Raw genomic sequence first — 18,614 nt, 5'->3', positions numbered from 1 at the left:
CGCGCATTTCACGCAAAACCCTCAAGCTTTCTTCTCCCACCGCCCCTGTGCCGTCTGCTGCCAATAGGTGAGGTTGTGCCCCTCGCCTTTCAGCTTCTTCCACTGCGCACGGGCGGTGTCCAGTTGCTCCTGGTCGTGACCGTCGAACATGAAGACGACGCGCTCATAGGCATCGGCCGGCGGCGGCTCGGCGCCATCGACGATGAAACGCACGGTCGCCGCATTGGCATTGTCCGGCGTCACGGTCAAAAGCACCGGCTGGCTTTCGGCGAAATCCGCCTCGTCGGTGCCGTGCGGCAGGAAGCTCTCCTCGCGGAAAGTCCAAAGATGCTGATCGAGAGCATCACGCCGCGCCGGCTCGCGCGTCTGGACGGCAACGCGCCAGCCGCGCTCGACGCTTTTGTCGATGAGCGGCGGAAGCGCGTCCTCCAGCCTGGATTCGGTCAGATGATAGAAGAGAATTTCCGTCATCAGGATTCATAATGGGCGCGAACGAGTTCATCGAGCAGGCGCACGCCGAAGCCGGAGCCCCAGGATTGATTGATCTCATCCTGCGGCGAGCCCATCGCCGTGCCGGCAATATCGAGATGCGCCCAAGGGGTGTCCTGCACGAAGCGCTTGAGGAAATGCGCGGCCGTGATCGAGCCGGCCTGTCGGCCGCCGGTGTTCTTCATATCGGCGAACTTGCTGTCGATCAGCTTGTCGTAGTCCCTGCCGAGCGGCATGCGCCAGAGTTTTTCGTTGCTCGAAAGACCGGCTGCCGTCAGTTGGGCGGAAAGCTGGTCGTCATTGGAGAACAGGCCGGCATGCACATTGCCGAGCGCCACGACGATCGCACCGGTGAGTGTCGCAAGATTGATCATGAACTGCGGCTTGAAGCGGTCGTTGCAGTACCAGAGCGCATCGCAGAGCACGAGGCGGCCCTCGGCATCGGTGTTGATCACCTCGATCGTCTGGCCGGACATCGAGGTGACGATATCACCAGGACGCTGGGCGTTACCGTCAGGCATGTTCTCGACCAGGCCGATGATGCCGACGGCGTTGACGGCGGCCTTGCGGGAGGCGAGCACATGCATGAGGCCGGTGACGGCTGCCGCACCGCCCATATCGCCCTTCATGTCCTCCATGCCGGCGGCCGGCTTGATCGAAATGCCGCCGGTATCGAAGACGACACCCTTGCCGATGAAGGCGACGGGACGATCCTTGTCCTTGCCGCCCTTCCACTGCATGACCGCCAGGCGCGGCGGGCGCACGGAGCCCTGGGCGACGCCGAGAAGGGCGCCCATGCCGAGGCGGCGCATTTCGCGCTCCGTCAGGATTTCCACTTCGACGCCGAGCTTTTCCAGCTCCTTCGCCTTGGCGGCGAACTCGACGGGGCCGAGCACGTTCGGCGGTTCGTTGACGAGGTCGCGGGCAAGGTTGACACCACCGGCAATCGCTTCGGAATCGGAAAACGCCTTCTTGGCACCGCCCGGATCGGCAGTGACGATCGTCACCTTGACGGATTTCGCCGGCTTCTCCTCCTCGTCGCTCTTCTTCGTCTTGTAGGTATCGAAGCTATAGGCGCGCAGCAGCATGCCGAGCGCGAAATCGGCAGCTGCCCGCGCGCTCGTCTCGAGCCCGGGCACGTCGATGAAGACGGCGGCCTTGTCGGTATTCTTGATTCTCGATGCCGCAGCACCGCCGGCCTTCAGCCAGTCATGGGCGGTGAGTTCAGCTGCCTTGCCGAGCCCGATAACGACGATGCGCTCGACGGGCGCGCCTTCGGGGGCAACGATATCGAGCCCGCTCATGGATTTTGCGGAGAATCGGGCAATCCTCGCAGCCTTGGCGATCACGCCTGCCGGATCGACCGTGTCGGCGCCGGCAGCGCTGTCGGCCTCCGCAGTCTTCAACAGGATCGCCAGGCCGCCATTGAGCTTTGCCGACTTCGAGAATGAAATTTCCAACTTTACTGACATGTCTTCTCCGCTGGGATTCTTTGAAATCCGTCCCTCGCGGATAATTTCGCGTTTGGCGGGTCTGTCAATGGCTTGCGACAATTGTTATGGTCGCCCGCAGCCATCAGGGCTCTCTTGTTTTCGTCAGTTTTGTAGATATTCGCGTTGACAGTTTTTCCTAAAAATCGATGGCGGGGCTTGGCAATCCGCCTGCCGAAAACGAGTTTCGGCGCATTCATGCTGCTGTTTTGGATGTGGTGGGCGCTGCTTGCCGTCTTCCGCGCTTTCCCCGAAATAGACATCTATTTTTCCCAGCTTTTTTTCGTGGGCGCAGATTGCGACACGACTGCTGCTGCCGGAAGCATCTGCGGCGGCTTTCCCTATCGCGACGTCGCGGCCTTCGACCTGCTGCGCACTCTCTTCTTCCGGCTGCCCTATGTGGTGGCGATCGTGATGCTGTGGAAACTCGTCGAATGCTACCAGCAGCATGGCGCGACCTTCAACGCCCAGCGCGCGCAAAGGCTCAAAGTCGCGCTCGGAACGCTGCTGATCGGGCCGGTGCTGCTCGTCAATGTGGTCCTGAAGGAACATTGGGGCCGGCCGCGGCCGATACAGACGGACATTTTCGGCGGTGCGCTGCATTTCGTCGAGGCAGGTTCGCTTGCCGGAAAATGCGTTTCGAACTGCTCGTTCGTCTCCGGCGAGGCGGCGAGTGCCGGCTGGCTCTTCTGCCTCCTGCTCTTCGTGCCGAAATCCCTGCGTTATGCGGTGGCGGCACCCCTGGCGGCGATCTCGATCCTCACCCCGGCGATGCGGCTATCCTTCGGCGCACACTATCTTTCCGACGTCGTTCTTGGATGGCTTTCGTCGCTTGTCGTCTTCGCCGCATTGCTGGCGTTAACTGAGTCGCAACAGCATCAAAAAAATTCTGAAATTTGAATGAATTTTTGACACCAGCTTGTCGCAAAAGCGCGACAAAGAGCGTAGAGGGATTCTCCTGCAAAGCCGTTTGGGCGTGCAGGTGCTTTCAAGGGCAGGCATGAAACTACTCGAGACATACATATTGCGGCGCGTCGGCCAGATGTTTCTCGTGGCGCTCCTGCCGGTTCTGGCGATCATTTGGACGACTCAGGTTCTGCAGCGCATCAATCTGGTCACCGACAGCGGCCAGTCGATCGGCTCGTTCGCCAAGCTGGCGACGATGATTTTGCCGTCGATCATTCCTGTCGTCCTGCCCTTCGCTCTCGTTATCGCGATCACCCAGACGCTGACGACGATGAACAATGATTCCGAGCTCACCGTCATCGACGCGGCCGGGGCGCGGCGCAGCGTGCTGATCCGCCCGATCCTGCTGCTTGCCGCCGTCATCAGCGTCTTTTCCTTCTTCGTCGACAACGTCGTCGAGCCACGCGCAAAGACCGTCGTGCGCCAGATGATCGCCGAGACCTATGCCGACCTCCTCTCTTCGGTGATCGAGGAAAAGACCTTCCGCAAGCTCGATGAAGGCCTCTATGTACAGATCTCGCAGCGGATGGCGGGCCGCATGCTGAAGGGCCTTTTTGTCGCTGACGAGCGCGACCCGGCCTACGAACTGATCTATTATGCGAAGGAAGGCGCCGTCGACGACACGGGCACGACGCTGATCATGCATCAAGGCGAAGTGCACCGCAAAACGCCCGATGGCAATGTCTCGGTCATCAATTTCGATTCCTATTCCTTCGACCTCTCGGATATGACGGAGAATCGCGGTCAGGCGACGCTGCGCGCCAGCGACCGTGACCTGTGGTTCCTGTTCAATCCGGATCCGGCCGACAAGGACTTTACGATCCGGCCGCAAAGCTACCGCGCCGAACTGCATCGGCGGCTGACCGACTGGATCCTGCCTGTCGTCTTTGCACTGTTTTCACTGGCGATCGCCGGCGATGCGCGCTCGCACCGCGAAGCGCGGCTGCATCCGATGGTGAGCGCTCTCGCTTATGCCTTCGCGATGCGATGGGCGGCTTTCTACGCGGCCAATCAGATCGATACCGACCCTGAATATATCGCCGTCCTCTACGCCATCCCGATCGTCAGCAGCATCGTCTCGATCGTCTTCCTCGGCCTCCACAAACGACTGGTCATGCCTTCGTTCATCCGGGACCGGATTTCGTCTTTCTGGAGGCGGATGCAGGAAAGGCTGCTTGCTGCAACCGGCAGGATCGGCGGGGGCACTGCCCAATGATGTTCGGGACATTGTCGCGTTATTTCTTTCGCCGCTATCTGGTGACGACGGGCTGGTTCCTGATCGGCGTCTCGGCGATTTCTTTCCTCCTCGATTTCAGCGAGACGGCGGGCCGCATGTCCGGCCTTCCCGGCTACACGATCGGCGGCGGCGTCTTGATGACCGCGGTGCGCCTGCCGCTCATCCTGCAGCAGACGGTGCCGTTCATCGCGCTGTTCGTCGGCATGACGGTGCTGATCGGCCTCAACCGCAAATATGAACTCGTCGTCACGCGCGCCGCCGGCATTTCGGTCTGGCAGTTCATGTTCCCCTTCATCGCCGGCTCGCTGGCGCTCGGCCTGCTGACGATGGCGGCGCTGAACCCGCTTGCCGCCTGGGGACAGCGCCAGGCACTGATGGTCGAATCCGACTGGCGCGGCGAGAACGCGGTTCTGCGCAAGGCGCCGCAGATTCCGTGGCTGCGCCAGATCAGTGGCCGGGACGATGTCATCATCGGCGCCCAGACGGTCCAGGAGAACGGAACCAAGCTGATCGACGCCGTGCTGATCCATTTCGATTCAAGCGGTCAGGTCATTCTGAGACAGGACGCCGCCACGGCAAAATTGGAAGATGGTTACTGGCAACTTAACACCGTTGCCGAGCGCAAGCCTGGCGAAATCCCCGTGCGTAAAGCTTCGGTTCAACTTCGCACCAATCTGAAACAGGACTTCGTCCAGGAGCGGCTTACAGCGCCGGAAACAATTGGTTTCTTTGACCTTTCCAACCGGATTGCGGCGGCCAAATCCTTCGGCATCTCGACCAAGGCGCTGGAGACGCAGTTCAACTCCCTGTTGTCCCAGCCATTGCTGCTGGTGGCCATGACTTTCATAGCCGCAACAGTGTCCCTAAAATTTAGCCGGTTCAACCAATCCCGCTCCGTGATTCTGGGTGGCATCCTTTCGGGCTTCATGCTTTATGTCATCACCGTGCTTGTAAAGGCATTCGGAAGCAGTGGAGTCGTGCCCCCCTTCGTGGCGACGTGGATACCGGTGGTCGTCGCGCTGGCCTTGGGTGCGACTATTCTGCTTCATCAGGAGGACGGCTAGTGGCGGCAGGCGACCGCAAGTATTTTAGTAAACAGTTGGTTGCCCTGCTTGTCGGTGCGGCTTTATGTTCCTATTTCGGCAGCGCCCCGGCCTCTTTCGGCCAGGCCAGCGCGCCCGAACAAAATATAGAGAAGAATATTCCCGAAGGGGCCAAGCTTCTGCTTTCGGCCAATGAACTGGTCTATAATCGTGACGCCGATCTGGTGTCGGCGGTCGGCGGCGTGCAGATCAACTATGGCGGCTATAAAATGGTCGCGCAGAAGGTCGAGTACAATCAGAAGACCGGCCGGATGATGGCGCTTGGCAATGTCGAGTTGGTCAGCCCGGACGGCAACCGTATCTATGCCGACAACCTCGACGTGACCGACAATTTTGCCGACGGTTTCCTGAACTCGTTGCGCATCGAGACCGCCGACAATACCCGCATCGTCGCCGAAAGCGGCGAGCGCGTCGGCGGCACGAAGATGATTCTCAACAAGGGCGTCTACACGGCCTGCCTTCCCTGCGCCGAAGATCCGAAGCGCGCCCCTTTCTGGCAGGTCAAGGCCCAGCGGGTGATCCAGAACGGCGAGACGCATACGATCCGTCTGGAGAGAGCGCGCTTCGAGCTGCTCGGCCATCCGATCGCCTTCCTGCCGTTCATCGAAGTTCCCGACAATACGGTGAAACGCAAGTCCGGCTTTCTGTTTCCGACGATGAGCCTGTCGCAGAATCTCGGCTTCGGCCTTTCCGTTCCTTATTACTATGTGATCTCGCCGAGCATGGACGCGACGGTCACCGCCACGGGCTACACCGCCCAGGGCTTCCTCATCGAAGGCGAATTTCGCCAACGCTTCGAAAATGGTACGCATATTCTGCGCGTCGCCGGCATCGACCAGGCAACGCCGGGCAACTTCAGCTCCGGCACCACCGATGCCGAAGCCGATCAGCGTGGCATGGTGGCTTCGAAGGCCGAATTCCGCATCAATCCGCGCTGGACGTTCGGCTGGGACGTCATGATGCAGAGCGACAACAATTTCTCGAAAACGTACAAACTCCGGGGCCTGGCCAGCACGGATCGGACCAACCAGATCTATTTGACGGGACTTGGGAAACGCAATTATTTCGACATGCGGGCGTTCTATTTCGACGTCCAGGATGCCGACCGGACGAACACCGCCGAAAAGCAGCAGGCGATCGTCTATCCGTCGCTCGACTATCATTACGTGGCGCCGCAACCGCTTGCCGGCGGCGAGCTTTCGGCTGATGTCAACCTGACGAATATTTCGCGCACTCATGACGACTTCTATACCGTCGACGGCTTCGAGCGCTTCCGCGGCCTGAAGGGCCAGACTTCGCGCCTGACTGCCGAGCTGCAGTGGAAGCGCACCTACGTCACGCCGACCGGCCTGGTGATCACACCGCTGCTGGCCGCGCGCGGCGATGCCTTCGCGCTGAACATGGATGATCCGACCGACTACACCGGCAACTACGTCAACGGCAATTCTGCTACCCGCTCGATGTTCACAGCCGGTCTGGAGATGCGTTATCCGATCCTGATGACGACTGACAATAGCACCCACATCCTCGAGCCGATCGCGCAGATTTATGCCCGCCCCGACGAGCAGCTGGCAGGCCGCCTGCCGAACGAGGATGCGCAAAGCTTCGTCTTCGACGCCACCTCGCTGTTCGACCGCGACAAGTTCTCGGGCTACGACCGGGTCGAAGGCGGCACCCGCGCCAATATCGGCGTTCAGTACACCGGTACATTCGACAGCGGTTACAAGCTGCACGGCATCTTCGGCCAGTCCTATCAGATCGCCGGCCAGAACTCGTTTGCGACCGATGACCTCGTCAATGTCGGCGCGGATTCGGGCCTTGAAACCGACCGCTCCGATTATGTCGGCCTTGGCGGCGTCGAAACACCGTACGGCGTTTCCGTCGCAGCCTCCTACCGGCTCGACGAAAAAGATTTCGAATTCCGCCGCGGCGACCTGACGACGGCCTACCAGAACGATACCTTCGCAACGCAGCTGACCTACACTCATCTCAGCGCCCAGCCGGCATATGGCTTTGCCGAGGACAATGACGAGATCCAGACCAACAGCAGCGTCAGATTCAAGGATTACTGGTCGATTTTCGGCGGCATTGCCTGGGATCTGAATAATGATGTGATCAGCCGGCGGACGATCGGCCTCTCTTATGACGACGAATGCACGATCTTCACGATCGCCTATACGGACAGCAGAGATTCCGACGACGAGTCGGGAAGCGACTGGACGATCGGCGCACGGCTGACCTTCCGCACGCTCGGCGACATCAAGATCGGTTCCGATACCCTCGAATGACGGGCGATCGGCGCAAACATGGCCTGAAGCCATTCTTTCGCCGTAAGCCTGTGCAGGACATTGCCGCCAGTCGGAATCTGAGGCATAGGGGTTTCGCGCCGTGATGGAAGCGATTTCAGCGTGTCTCGCACTGTGGTAAGAACGCCGCGAACAACGTCTCGCGGCGCTATCGGGAGGTCAACAGATGATTGACGCGAAAAAAGCCATAACCAAGTTCCTCGCCGGGGCAGCGCTTGCATTGCTGACAGGCTTTGCCGCTCCAGCGCTTGCGGCCAGTGAAGTCAAAGCCGTGGTGAACGGCACCGCTATCACAAGCGGCGATGTCGCCAAGCGCCAGGCCTTCCTGCGCCTGCAGCGTACGAAGGCCGACGCCAAGACTGCCCAGGAGCAATTGGTCGACGAGGCGCTCAAGCGGCAGGAAGTCGCCCGCGTCCGTATGTCGGTTTCGCAGCAGGATGTCGATGCGTCCTTCGCGCGCTTTTCGAGCGGCAACAAGCTATCCTCAGAGCAGATGTCGCAGATCCTCGATCGCGCCGGCGTCGGCGTCGACCATTTCAAGAGTTTTATCGCCGTGCAGATGAGCTGGCCGCGCGTCGTCAACGCCCGCTACGGCTCGACCTCGCGGCTGTCGAACTATGATCTCGTCTCGCGCATGATGCAGAACAACAAGCAGAAGCCGGTGACGACGGAATATATGCTGCAGCAGATCATCTTTGTCATTCCGCAAGCCAAGCGCGGCGCCATCACCGGCAAGCGTAAGGGCGAGGCCGAGGCGTCGCGCTCCAAATTTCCGGGCTGCGATCAGGCAAAGGTGTTTGCTGCAACGATGCGCGACGTTTCCGTGCGCGATCTCGGCCGCCTGCTCGCCCCCGAGATCCCGCCGGATTGGAAGCCGCTGGTCGAGCAGGCCAAGGGTAACACGACAGGGACCCGCGTCACCGACAAGGGCGTCGAATATCTGGCAATCTGCAGCCAGCGACAGGTCTCCGACGACCAGGCCGCCGAAATGGTCTTCCGACAAGAAGATCTCGACAAGTCCAAGGCCGGCAAGGATGCCAGCCCGGAAAACGAAAACAGCAAGAAATACCTGGATGAACTGCGCAAAAAGGCGCAGATCGCCTATCGCTGACCGACAATGGCGATACCGTTTTCGCGACCGCTTGCGCTGAGCCAGGGCGACCCCGCCGGCATCGGGCCGGATATTACTCTGATGGCTTGGCTCCGGCGGCGAGAACTCGGGCTGCCGCCTTTCTTCCTGATCGGCGACCCCGACGTTCTGGCGTTGAGAGCCCGCCAGCTCAATCTGGCGGTCTCGATCCGCGAGACTGATGAAGCCAGCAAGGCCGCCGGCATGTTTGCCGATGCGCTGCCCGTCATGACCATATCGGCCGGCATCGAGGTCGTGGCCGGCGAACCGCATGCGGCAACGGCGAAAGGTACGATCGCGTCGATCGAGAAAGCCGTGTCGCTTGTCATTGACGGCGAGGCGCTCGCAGTCGTTACCAATCCGATCGCCAAGGCCGTGCTTTACGAGGCGGGTTTCCGGTTTCCCGGCCATACCGAATTTCTCGCCGATCTCGCCGCCAGGGCGATCGGCCGGCCGGTAACACCGGTAATGATGCTGTCCGGGCCGAAGCTCCGGGCCATTCCCGTCACCATCCATATTCCGGTCCGCGACGTGCCGCAGGCGCTGACGGGCGAACTGATCATGGAAACCTGCAGGATCGCCCATGAAGACCTGAGGCAGCGCTTCGGCATCGAGGCGCCGCGGCTCGCCGTTGCCGGCCTGAACCCGCATGCAGGCGAAGGTGGGGCGATCGGCACGGAGGACGAGGACGTCATCCGCCCGGCGATCGAGCGCCTGCGCGACGAGGGCTTCGATGCGATCGGCCCCCTGCCCGCCGATACGATGTTCCATGACGAGGCGCGGGCGCGATACGACGTTGCCATCTGCATGTATCACGATCAGGCGCTGATCCCGGCCAAGGCACTTGGTTTTGACGACAGCGTCAACGTGACGCTCGGGCTTCCCTTCGTGCGCACCTCGCCGGATCACGGCACCGCTTTCGGCATTGCCGGCAAGGGACTGGCGCGCGAGCACAGCCTCGTTGCCGCGCTGAAGCTCGCCGCCCAGCTCGGCCGCAGCGCGGAAAGCCGCCGCTGATGGCAGCACTCGATGGTCTGCCGCCGCTTCGCGACGTCATCCAGCGTCACGGCCTCGATGCACGCAAGGCGCTCGGGCAGAATTTCCTGCTCGACCTCAACCTCACGCAGAAGATCGCCCGCACGGCGGGGGCGCTCGAAGATGCGACCGTTTTCGAGGTCGGCCCCGGCCCCGGCGGACTGACGCGCGCGATCCTGGCGCTGGGCGCCAGGAAGGTTATCGCCATGGAGCGGGATACACGCTGCCTGCCGGCGCTTGCCGAGATCGCCGATCATTATCCCGGCCGGCTGGAGGTGATCGAAGGCGATGCGCTGAAGACGGATTTCGAGACATTGGCGGCAGAAGGCCCGATCAAGATCATTGCTAACCTGCCCTACAATGTCGGCACGCAGTTGCTGGTCAACTGGCTGTTGCCGAAAGCCTGGCCGCCGTTCTGGCAGTCGCTGACGCTGATGTTTCAGAAGGAAGTCGGCGAGCGTATCGTCGCCAACGAAGACGACGACCATTACGGCCGTCTCGGCGTGCTCTGCGGCTGGCGGACGGAGGCACGCATGGCCTTCGACGTGCCGCCGCAAGCCTTCACGCCGCCACCAAAGGTGACGTCGACGGTCGTGCAACTGACCCCCCGCGAAAACCCGATCCCCTGCGCTGTCAGCAATCTGGAAAAGGTGACACAGGCGGCCTTCGGCCAGCGCCGCAAGATGCTGCGCCAAAGCCTGAAACCGCTCGGCGGCGAGAGCCTGCTCGTCAAGGCCGGGATCGATCCGGCGCGTCGGGCAGAAACCCTGTCCGTCGAGGAGTTTTGCCTGTTGGCGAACAGCCTCTAAAGCGCGCCGCAATCTTTCAGATTTGGTGTCTCATCGCGAAATCGCGCAGATTTTTCGGCATCACGCTTTAAAGCGACGGCGTCTCTTCCAGCAACTCGCGGACGAAGTCGAACATGCCATGGCGGCGGTCACGGCGCAGGCGTTCGGCCTTGACGATCGACTGGACGGCGTCGAGGGCGGCGTTGAGATCGTCATTGACGATGACATAGTCGTATTCGCGCCAGTGGGCGATCTCGGCGCGGCTGTTGGCGAGGCGCGTCTGGATGACCTCCTCGGAATCCTCGGCACGGCGGTGCAGCCGCGACTGGAGCTCGGTCATGGTCGGCGGCAGCACGAAGATCGAGACGACGTCGGCCGACATCTTCTCCTGCAATTGCTGGGCGCCCTGCCAATCGATGTCGAAGAGCATGTCGCGGCCTTCGCCCATGGCCTGCTCGACCGGCTCGCGCGGCGTGCCGTAGAAATTGCCATGCACCTCGGCCCATTCGAGCAGCGCGTCGCTATCGCGCAGCCGTTCGAACTCGCGCACACTCTTGAAGTGGTAATGCACATCCTCGACTTCACTCGGGCGGCGCTGGCGCGTGGTGACGCTGACGGAAAGGCCGATTTGCCTGTCGGTCTCCAGCAGCGTGCGCGCGATGGTGGACTTGCCGGCGCCTGATGGCGACGAGATGACAAGCATCAAACCGCGACGGGCGATCTGCACGGGCGAGGATTTCGCCGGTTTCATGTCTTACTCCAAATTCTGGACCTGCTCGCGGAACTGGTCGATCACGACTTTCAGCTCGATGCCGGCGGCGGTGACCGCCGAGGCATTCGACTTCGAGCAGATGGTATTCGATTCGCGGTTAAATTCCTGTGCAAGGAAGTCCAGTCGGCGCCCGGCGGGGCCACCTTTCACCAAGAGATCGCGCGCTGCGGCGATATGAGCCTTCAGACGATCGATTTCCTCGCGCAGATCCGCCTTGGTCGCCAACAGCGCGGCTTCGGCATGCAGCCTGTCGCGGTCGAGCGCGGCTATGCCGTCCATCAACAAGGCGACCTGCGCGGCAAGCCGCGCGGCGATCTCCTGCGGCGAGCGCGATGGATCGGCCTCGATCGTCCGCGTCAGGCCTTCGATCGTCGTGACGTGGTCGTGAAGAATGCGGGCCAGCGCCGCCCCTTCCTGTTCGCGCATCGCTCTCAGATCGGCAAGCGCGGCCAGCAGGCCGGCAGCGATATCGGCGTCACGGGCGGCAAGCGCCTCCTCGCCATCCTCGCTTTCGCGGAATTCGACGATGCCGCGCACCAGCAGCAGCGTATCGAGCTTCAGCGGCGCCGGGTCGATGACACCGTCCAGTTGCTCGCGCATGGCCAGCACGGCGGCAAGCGCCTGCCTGTTCAGCACCGCCTCGAAACGGTTCTCGTCGGCGGTGACGGATAGCGATGCCTGCAGGTTGCCTCGGCTGAAGCTTTCTCCGGCGAGGCGGCGGACCTCTGCCTCCATGCGTTCGAGACCGGGCGGCAGGCGCAGGCGCAGGTCGAGGCCCTTGCCGTTGACCGAGCGCAGTTCCCATGCCCAGCGCCAGCGGCCGCTCGTTCCCTCGCGCCGCGCAAAACCGGTCATGGACTGCAAAGCCATGCGAGCCTCCAGAAAGTCTCAGTTGATCTTCTTTTTCTTCGGCGGCGCGACGGTCGCGCCATTATCCGCCGGCTGCTCTTCCGGCTGGCCGTCGACTGCGATGTTCGGGTCTGAACCCTTGTCGGCTTCGAGCTTGCGCCAGCGCTTGACGTTAGCATTGTGCTCCTCGAGCGTCGCAGAGAAAACATGGCCACCAGAGCCGTCAGCGACGAAATAGAGATCCTGCGTCTTCCAGGGATTGGCGACGGCTTCCAGCGCATCCTTGCCGGGATTGGCGATCGGCGTCGGCGGCAGACCCTTGATGACATAGGTGTTATAAGGTGTGTCCCGCTTCAGGTCCGACTGGTAGATCGGCCGGTCGGCCGGTTTACCCTCGCCGCCGAAGAGGCCGTAGATGATCGTCGGGTCGGACTGCAGGCGCATGCCCTTGCCGAGCCGGTTCAGGAAAACGGAGGCGACATGAGCACGCTCGTCGGGAACGCCGGTTTCCTTTTCGACGATCGAGGCGAGTGTCACGAACTCCTCCTTGGATCGCAGCGGCAGCGACGAGTCACGCTTATCCCAGATCTGATCGACGAGCTTCTGCTGCGCAGCCGCCATCTGTTCGATGATTTCCGAGCGCTTGGTGCCGCGCGAGAATTTGTAGGTATCCGGACGCAGGCTGCCCTCGGTCGGCAGTGCCGCCGGCAAGTCGCCTTCCAGCACGGTATCCTGCAGCATCCGGTCGAACATCTGGCGGACCGTCAGACCCTCGGGGAAGGAAACGGAATAGAGAATGGACTTGCCCGATTTCAGCAGCTCCATGATATCCCTCATGGAGGCCCTCGCCTTGATCTCGTATTCACCCGCCTTCAGGCTCTCACCGGTAGAAAGATGCGTTGCCGTGAGATAGCGGAAGATGCGGGCATCGCTGATGATCGCGTTGCGCTCGAGATTCGAGGCGATTTCGGCCAGACCAGCACCGTTGCGGACGATGAAATTGGTGTTGGTCTGCAACGGACCGGGGTTCCGATAGGTCGAGGTGGCGTAATAGAAGCCGATGACTGCGACGACGCAGACCAGAACCGCCATCGTCATGAGGAAGTTCAGGAAAAGAACGACCTGGCCGCGGGCTTTCTTGGACCGCTTCGGCGGCTCCGGAACGCGCTCCGGACGCAGGGCTTCGCTGGGCGATTTCGGGATAATCGGTCCCTTCTGCGCCTGGGTATCGTTGCTCTGGTTCGTCGTATCGCTCACCGGCAATCCTCTAAAACTTGACCCTCACTTCGCTATTTCGCGAAGCAATGCGGCAAAAGCAGGTTCTGCCGCCGTTCAACGACGCCGCTGCCGGTCGTTATGCTTTCGCACGCCCTCCTACGCAACGGAGAGGACGGCCGGTTGCGGTGCATGGGAGACCCATTACACCGCTTGCAGCACTCTTATTGCGCGTAACGGCGCAGCACGAGCGACGCGTTCGTGCCGCCGAATCCGAACGAGTTGGACAGCGCCACATTGATGTCTCGCTCACGCGCCTTGTGCGGAACAAGATCGATCGCCGTCTCCCGTTCGGGATTGTCGAGATTGAGTGTCGGCGGCGCGATATTGTCGCGAATGGCGAGCGTGGCGAAGATCGCCTCGATGGCACCGGCAGCACCGAGAAGGTGTCCTGTCGCCGACTTGGTCGAGGACATGGAGATCTTCGACGCCGCATTGCCAACCAGTCGCTCGACGGCGCCGAGTTCGATCGTGTCGGCCATGGTCGAGGTACCGTGGGCATTGATGTAATCGATATCCGCCGGCGTCAGCCCGGCGCGCTTCAGCGCCATCGTCATGCAGCGGCCGGCGCCCTCGCCGTCTTCGGACGGCGCGGTGATGTGATAGGCATCGCCCGACAAGCCGTAGCCGACGATTTCGGCGTAGATCCTGGCGCCGCGCGCCTTGGCATGTTCCAGTTCCTCGAGCACGACGATGCCGGCGCCTTCGCCCATGACGAAGCCGTCGCGGTCGCGGTCATAGGGGCGCGAAGCCTTCTGCGGGTCATCGTTGTGCTGGGTCGACAGCGCCTTGCAGGCGGCAAAACCTGCAAGCGAAATGCGGCTGACGGGGGATTCCGTACCGCCGGCGACCATGACGTCGGCGTCGCCCAGCGCAATCAAGCGCGCGGCATCGCCGATCGCATGCGCGCCCGTCGAGCAGGCGGTGACGACCGAATGATTGGGTCCGCGCAGCTTGTGGCGGATCGAGACCTGGCCGGAGACGAGGTTGATCAGGCGGCCGGGAATGAAGAAGGGGGAGATGCGGCGCGGGCCCTTGTCGCGCAGGGTATAACCCGCCTCGACAATGCCTTCGATGCCGCCGATGCCGGATCCGATCAGCACGCCGGTGGCGATCTGGTCCTCATCGGTTTCAGGATGCCAGCCGGCATCGGCAAGCGCCATGTCGGCGGCGGCCATGCCGTAGATGATGAAGGGATCGACCTTGCGCTGCTCCTTCGGCTCCATCCACTGATCGACATTGAAGGTGCCGTCGGTGCCGTCACCGATAGGAATACGGCAGGCGATCTTGGCGGGAAGATCATCGACCTCGAATTCGGTGACGAGGCGGGCGCCGTTCTGACCGGCAAGCAGCCGGGACCACGTCACCTCGGTTCCGCATCCCAAGGGTGATACCATGCCGGTACCGGTGATGACGACACGTCTCATCGCGTGCTTTCCCCCGTCTCTTATGTTCTATGGAGAAATATGCCGAAAAGAAAAGGGCGGACTCCAGGCCCGCCCTTTCTCAAATTCACAGGATCAGGCCTGGGCCTTCTCAATAAACTTCACTGCATCGCCTACCGTCAGGATCGAGTCAGCAGCGTCGTCAGGAATTTCAACGCCGAATTCTTCTTCGAAAGCCATGACAAGTTCGACCGTGTCGAGCGAGTCAGCGCCCAGATCGTCGATAAAGCTGGCGCTCTCGACGACCTTGTCGGCATCAACGCCAAGATGATCAATAACAATTTTCTTTACGCGGTCTGCGATATCGCTCATGTCGGTTTCCTCGACCTTATGTCCTGATCGGAATGCCATCGCGGCACCCCTACCCTGTTTCAGCCTGCGATGTTTTCAGACATCCTCGGCAAACTCGTTTACCCGGCTTCAGAGATGTCCCAGGCTTGCAAAAAGCCCGCCGGTCCGTCTGCTTTCTCGGGACGACTGTTCACAGTCATGGCCCGCTTAACATGCTTTATGTCTGCCGCAAAGCCAGAAAATCAACGGTTCGTGATTGCTCAACATGCTATTGACGGAATTATTCCCATGCCAGCGGTTTGTCGTTTCAGATCATTGCCATGCCGCCGTTTACGTGCAGCGTCTGGCCCGTCATATAGGCAGCCTCGGAGGACGCAAGGTAAGCGACCGCCGAAGCGACCTCACCGCCTGTACCCATGCGCTTCATCGGGATCGCCCCCATGATCGCTTCCTTCTGCTTGTCATTGAGCTTGCCGGTCATGGCGCTTTCGATGAAACCCGGTGCGACGCAGTTGACCGTCACGTTGCGGGTGGCAATTTCCTGCGCCAGGGACTTGGTGAAGCCGATCATGCCGGCCTTGGAGGCGCAGTAATTGGCCTGGCCCGGATTGCCGGTGACGCCGACGATGGAGGTGATGTTGATGATGCGGCCATAGCGGCGGCGCATCATCGGATGCGTCAATTCGCGCGTCAGGCGAAAGGTCGCCGTCAGATTCACTTCGAGGACGCTGTCCCAGTCCTCGTCGCTCATGCGCACGAACAGCCCGTCGCGGGTGATGCCGGCATTGTTGACGAGGATGTCGACACCTTCGAGATCGGCCTCGGCTTTCTGGCCGAGCGCCTTGACCTCATCGCGGTCTGAGAGGTTCGCCGGGAAGATCTTGACGCGCTCGCCGAGATCGGCCGCCAGCGCTTCCAGCTTCTCGACGCGGGTGCCATGCAGGCCGACGATGGCGCCCTGCTTATGAAGAAGGCGGGCGATTTCCTCGCCGATACCGCCCGAAGCGCCTGTGACGAGAGCCTTGCGGCCGGAAAGATCGAGCATGGAAACGTTCCTTATATCAGGGACACCAAATCCGGTGTCCGGAAATACCAATCAGGCCATGAGGGCGGCGACGGCCGCGTCGATATCCGCCGGACCGTTGACGGAGATGCCGGTGATCGTCTTGTCGATGCGGCGGGCAAGGCCGGTCAGCACCTTGCCGGAACCGAGTTCATAAAGCGTCGTCACGCCATTTCCGGCAAACCATTCCACCGTCTCGCGCCAGCGGACCTGGCCGGTCACCTGCTCGACCAGCAGGCTGGCAATCTCGTCGGCGCCGGTCACCGGGGCGGCACGGACATTGGCGATGACGGGCACGACGGGGTCGGACTTCGCGACTTTTGCCAGCGCTTCGCGCATGGCGTCGGCGGCGGGCGCCATCAGCGTCGAATGGAACGGAGCAGAGACCGGCAGCAGGATGGCGCGCTTGGCGCCCTTGTCGGTCGCAAGGGCGGCCGCCTTTTCGACGGCTGCCTTCTCGCCCGAGATGACGATCTGGCCGCCGCCATTGTCGTTGGCGATCTGGCAAGCGCCGATAGCGGCCGCTGCCTCACAGACGGCAACGACGTCGGCATGTTCGAGGCCGATGATCGCGGCCATGGCGCCGACGCCGACGGGAACGGCGGCCTGCATGGCATTGCCGCGGATACGCAACAGCCGAGCGGTGTCGGCGAGCGAAAAGCTGCCGGCGGCGCAAAGCGCCGAATATTCGCCGAGCGAGTGGCCGGCGACGTAGGCGACCTTGGACTTCAGATCCAGCCCCTTGGCTTCGAGAACGCGGACAACGGCGATCGAGACGGCCATCAGCGCCGGCTGGGCGTTCGCCGTCAAGGTCAGCGTATCCTCGGGACCGTTGAACATGACGTCCGAAAGCTTTTCACCGAGTGCCTCATCGACCTCTTCGAAAACGGCGCGGGCTTCCGCGAAATTCTCGGCGAGATCCTTGCCCATGCCGACGGCCTGGCTGCCCTGACCGGGAAAAGTGAAAGCAATGGTCATTTTCATGTCCCTGATTGCGCCCCTTGAGGCTGTTTTGCCTCCAATTGACATTCTTTCCGGCAGAGTCAAGTGGCGGCTCATTCTCCGCAAAGCCTTTCGCGCGCGCGCAAAAGCCCGGCTTTTGCTCTTGCGCTCCGCCAAATCCAGCCTAGATTTGCCCGGACCTCCCCAAGGCTTTCACCTCTCTCCCAAGGTTTTTCCATGAAGTACAATTCACTAGGCCGCACCGATATTTCCGTTTCAGAGATTTGCCTTGGCACCATGACCTGGGGCTCGCAGAACAGCGAAGCCGATGCGCATGCGCAGATGGATTACGCCGTCGAAAAGGGCGTCAATTTCTTCGATACGGCCGAGCTTTATCCAACCACCCCGGTTTCAGCCGCGACACAGGGCTGGACCGAAGACTATATCGGCAGCTGGTTCGAGAAGACCGGCAAGCGCGGCGATATCGTGCTCGCCACCAAGGTTGCCGGCCGCGGCCGCGATTATCTGCGCGGCGGCGAAGGTGCCGATGCAAAGAATATCCGCCTGGCGCTCGAGGCCAGCCTGACGCGGCTGAAGACGGATTACGTCGACCTCTACCAGATCCACTGGCCGAACCGCGGCCATTTCCATTTCCGCCAGAACTGGAGCTACAATCCGTTCACCCAGGATCGCGACAAGGCGGTCGCCAATATGCTCGACATCCTGGAAACGCTCGGCGCTCTGGTGAAGGAGGGCAAGATCCGCGCGATCGGCCTTTCCAACGAAACTACCTGGGGCATGCAGAAATACCTGACGCTCTCCGAACAGAAGAGCCTGCCGCGGGTCGCCAGCGTCCAGAACGAATACAACCTGCTCTACCGCCATTTCGATCTCGATCTCGCCGAGCTCTCGCATCATGAGGATGTCGGGCTGCTCGCCTATTCGCCTCTCGCCGGCGGTATCCTGTCCGGCAAATATATCGACGGCGGCAGGCCGAAAGGTTCGCGCGGTTCGATCAACCACGATATCGGCGGCCGCCTTCAGCCGCTGCAGGAGCCGGCGACCAGAGCCTATCTGGAGATCGCCGCAACATATGGCCTCGACCCGGCAGCGATGGCGCTCGCCTTCTGCCTGTCACGTCCGTTCATGGCCTCGGTCATCATCGGAGCGACCTCGATGGAGCAGTTGAAAACAGATATCGGCGCGGCCGACATTACGCTTTCGAACGAGATCCTGGCGGAAATCGCCAAGGTGCACCGGCAGTATCCGCTGACGCTTTGATCCTATTTGTCTAGCGCCTGCCCGATGCCGACCATTGGCCGGCATCGGGTGGGTGTCCGATTGCGCTTGCCTTTGCCCAAAAAATCCGTATAAGCCGCCCTGTTCGTTAACCCGGTCTTCTGGCTGGTGGCTGAACGGAGGGCCGGTTTCCTC

17 protein-coding genes are annotated in these 18,614 nt (G+C 61.5%); 8 read left to right on the top strand and 9 right to left on the bottom strand.

What is annotated here, in order from left to right; all coding sequences use genetic code 11:
- Positions 1-21: 21 nt before the first annotated feature.
- Both RWK44_RS23975 and RWK44_RS23970 read right to left on the bottom strand, forming a co-directional pair.
- Entirely contained in the window at positions 22-471 is a 450-nt protein-coding gene (locus RWK44_RS23975) for a DNA polymerase III subunit chi (protein WP_131664308.1), read from the bottom strand.
- Positions 471-1,961 (bottom strand): leucyl aminopeptidase, encoded by a 1,491-nt coding sequence (locus RWK44_RS23970; protein WP_316029486.1) that lies wholly within the window; start codon positions 1,959-1,961, stop codon positions 471-473. Before RWK44_RS23970 ends, RWK44_RS23975 begins: the two co-directional genes overlap by 1 nt.
- Positions 1,962-2,105: 144 nt before the next feature.
- On the opposite strand from RWK44_RS23970, the gene RWK44_RS23965 reads away from it, so the two are divergent.
- From RWK44_RS23965 to rsmA, 7 genes are all read left to right on the top strand, one after another.
- Positions 2,106-2,879, top strand: coding sequence for a phosphatase PAP2 family protein (locus RWK44_RS23965; RefSeq protein ID WP_316029485.1), 774 nt, complete (start codon positions 2,106-2,108; stop codon positions 2,877-2,879).
- A 100-nt stretch (positions 2,880-2,979) separates the two neighbouring features.
- Positions 2,980-4,161, top strand: coding sequence for an LPS export ABC transporter permease LptF (gene lptF / locus RWK44_RS23960; protein ID WP_077976289.1), 1,182 nt, complete (start codon positions 2,980-2,982; stop codon positions 4,159-4,161).
- Positions 4,158-5,246, top strand: coding sequence for an LPS export ABC transporter permease LptG (gene lptG, locus RWK44_RS23955; RefSeq protein ID WP_316029484.1), 1,089 nt, complete (start codon positions 4,158-4,160; stop codon positions 5,244-5,246). The genes lptF and lptG overlap by 4 nt, the downstream gene beginning before the upstream one ends.
- The gene (locus RWK44_RS23950) at positions 5,246-7,573 is read left to right on the top strand and encodes an LPS-assembly protein LptD (RefSeq protein ID WP_316029483.1); all 2,328 of its coding nucleotides are present in this window, start codon (positions 5,246-5,248) and stop codon (positions 7,571-7,573) included. The genes lptG and RWK44_RS23950 overlap by 1 nt, the downstream gene beginning before the upstream one ends.
- Positions 7,574-7,757: 184 nt before the next feature.
- On the top strand, positions 7,758-8,702 hold the full coding sequence (locus RWK44_RS23945) for a peptidylprolyl isomerase (protein ID WP_316029482.1): 945 nt from the start codon (positions 7,758-7,760) through the stop codon (positions 8,700-8,702).
- Positions 8,703-8,708: 6 nt separating this feature from the next.
- Positions 8,709-9,737 carry a 4-hydroxythreonine-4-phosphate dehydrogenase PdxA gene (gene pdxA, locus RWK44_RS23940; RefSeq protein ID WP_131664313.1) on the top strand — a complete coding sequence of 343 codons (1,029 nt, stop codon included), beginning with the start codon at positions 8,709-8,711 and terminating at the stop codon, positions 9,735-9,737.
- Positions 9,737-10,564, top strand: coding sequence for a 16S rRNA (adenine(1518)-N(6)/adenine(1519)-N(6))-dimethyltransferase RsmA (gene rsmA / locus RWK44_RS23935; RefSeq protein ID WP_316029481.1), 828 nt, complete (start codon positions 9,737-9,739; stop codon positions 10,562-10,564). Before pdxA ends, rsmA begins: the two co-directional genes overlap by 1 nt.
- A gap of 67 nt (positions 10,565-10,631) precedes the next feature.
- Here rsmA and gmk read toward each other — a convergent pair whose 3' ends face one another.
- The 7 genes from gmk to fabD form a co-directional block, all read right to left on the bottom strand.
- Complete coding sequence (gene gmk, locus RWK44_RS23930; RefSeq protein ID WP_003547062.1) at positions 10,632-11,294, bottom strand: guanylate kinase; 663 nt, start codon at positions 11,292-11,294, stop codon at positions 10,632-10,634.
- 3 nt (positions 11,295-11,297) lie between these two features.
- Positions 11,298-12,185: a YicC/YloC family endoribonuclease gene (locus RWK44_RS23925; RefSeq protein ID WP_316029480.1), complete on the bottom strand. Its 888-nt coding sequence runs from the start codon at positions 12,183-12,185 to the stop codon at positions 11,298-11,300.
- An 18-nt stretch (positions 12,186-12,203) separates the two neighbouring features.
- Positions 12,204-13,421, bottom strand: coding sequence for an endolytic transglycosylase MltG (mltG, locus tag RWK44_RS23920; RefSeq protein WP_316029479.1), 1,218 nt, complete (start codon positions 13,419-13,421; stop codon positions 12,204-12,206).
- Between the two features lie 182 nt (positions 13,422-13,603).
- Positions 13,604-14,866: a beta-ketoacyl-ACP synthase II gene (fabF, locus tag RWK44_RS23915; RefSeq protein ID WP_168282771.1), complete on the bottom strand. Its 1,263-nt coding sequence runs from the start codon at positions 14,864-14,866 to the stop codon at positions 13,604-13,606.
- A 93-nt stretch (positions 14,867-14,959) separates the two neighbouring features.
- Positions 14,960-15,196 carry an acyl carrier protein gene (locus RWK44_RS23910; RefSeq protein ID WP_132610620.1) on the bottom strand — a complete coding sequence of 79 codons (237 nt, stop codon included), beginning with the start codon at positions 15,194-15,196 and terminating at the stop codon, positions 14,960-14,962.
- Between the two features lie 286 nt (positions 15,197-15,482).
- Positions 15,483-16,220 (bottom strand): 3-oxoacyl-[acyl-carrier-protein] reductase, encoded by a 738-nt coding sequence (gene fabG / locus RWK44_RS23905; protein WP_077976145.1) that lies wholly within the window; start codon positions 16,218-16,220, stop codon positions 15,483-15,485.
- Positions 16,221-16,271: 51 nt separating this feature from the next.
- Positions 16,272-17,216 carry an ACP S-malonyltransferase gene (gene fabD / locus RWK44_RS23900; protein ID WP_077976144.1) on the bottom strand — a complete coding sequence of 315 codons (945 nt, stop codon included), beginning with the start codon at positions 17,214-17,216 and terminating at the stop codon, positions 16,272-16,274.
- 201 nt (positions 17,217-17,417) lie between these two features.
- Here fabD and RWK44_RS23895 point away from each other — a divergent pair, with 201 nt between their 5' ends.
- On the top strand, positions 17,418-18,461 hold the full coding sequence (locus tag RWK44_RS23895) for an aldo/keto reductase (protein ID WP_168255033.1): 1,044 nt from the start codon (positions 17,418-17,420) through the stop codon (positions 18,459-18,461).
- Positions 18,462-18,614 lie beyond the last annotated feature (153 nt).

It is taken from the genome of Rhizobium sp. 25PS6 (assembly GCF_032464655.1).
Lineage (GTDB): Bacteria > Pseudomonadota > Alphaproteobacteria > Rhizobiales > Rhizobiaceae > Rhizobium > Rhizobium laguerreae.
Note: the sequence above shows the minus strand (reverse complement) of the source record. Positions and strands in the feature narration are given on the sequence as shown.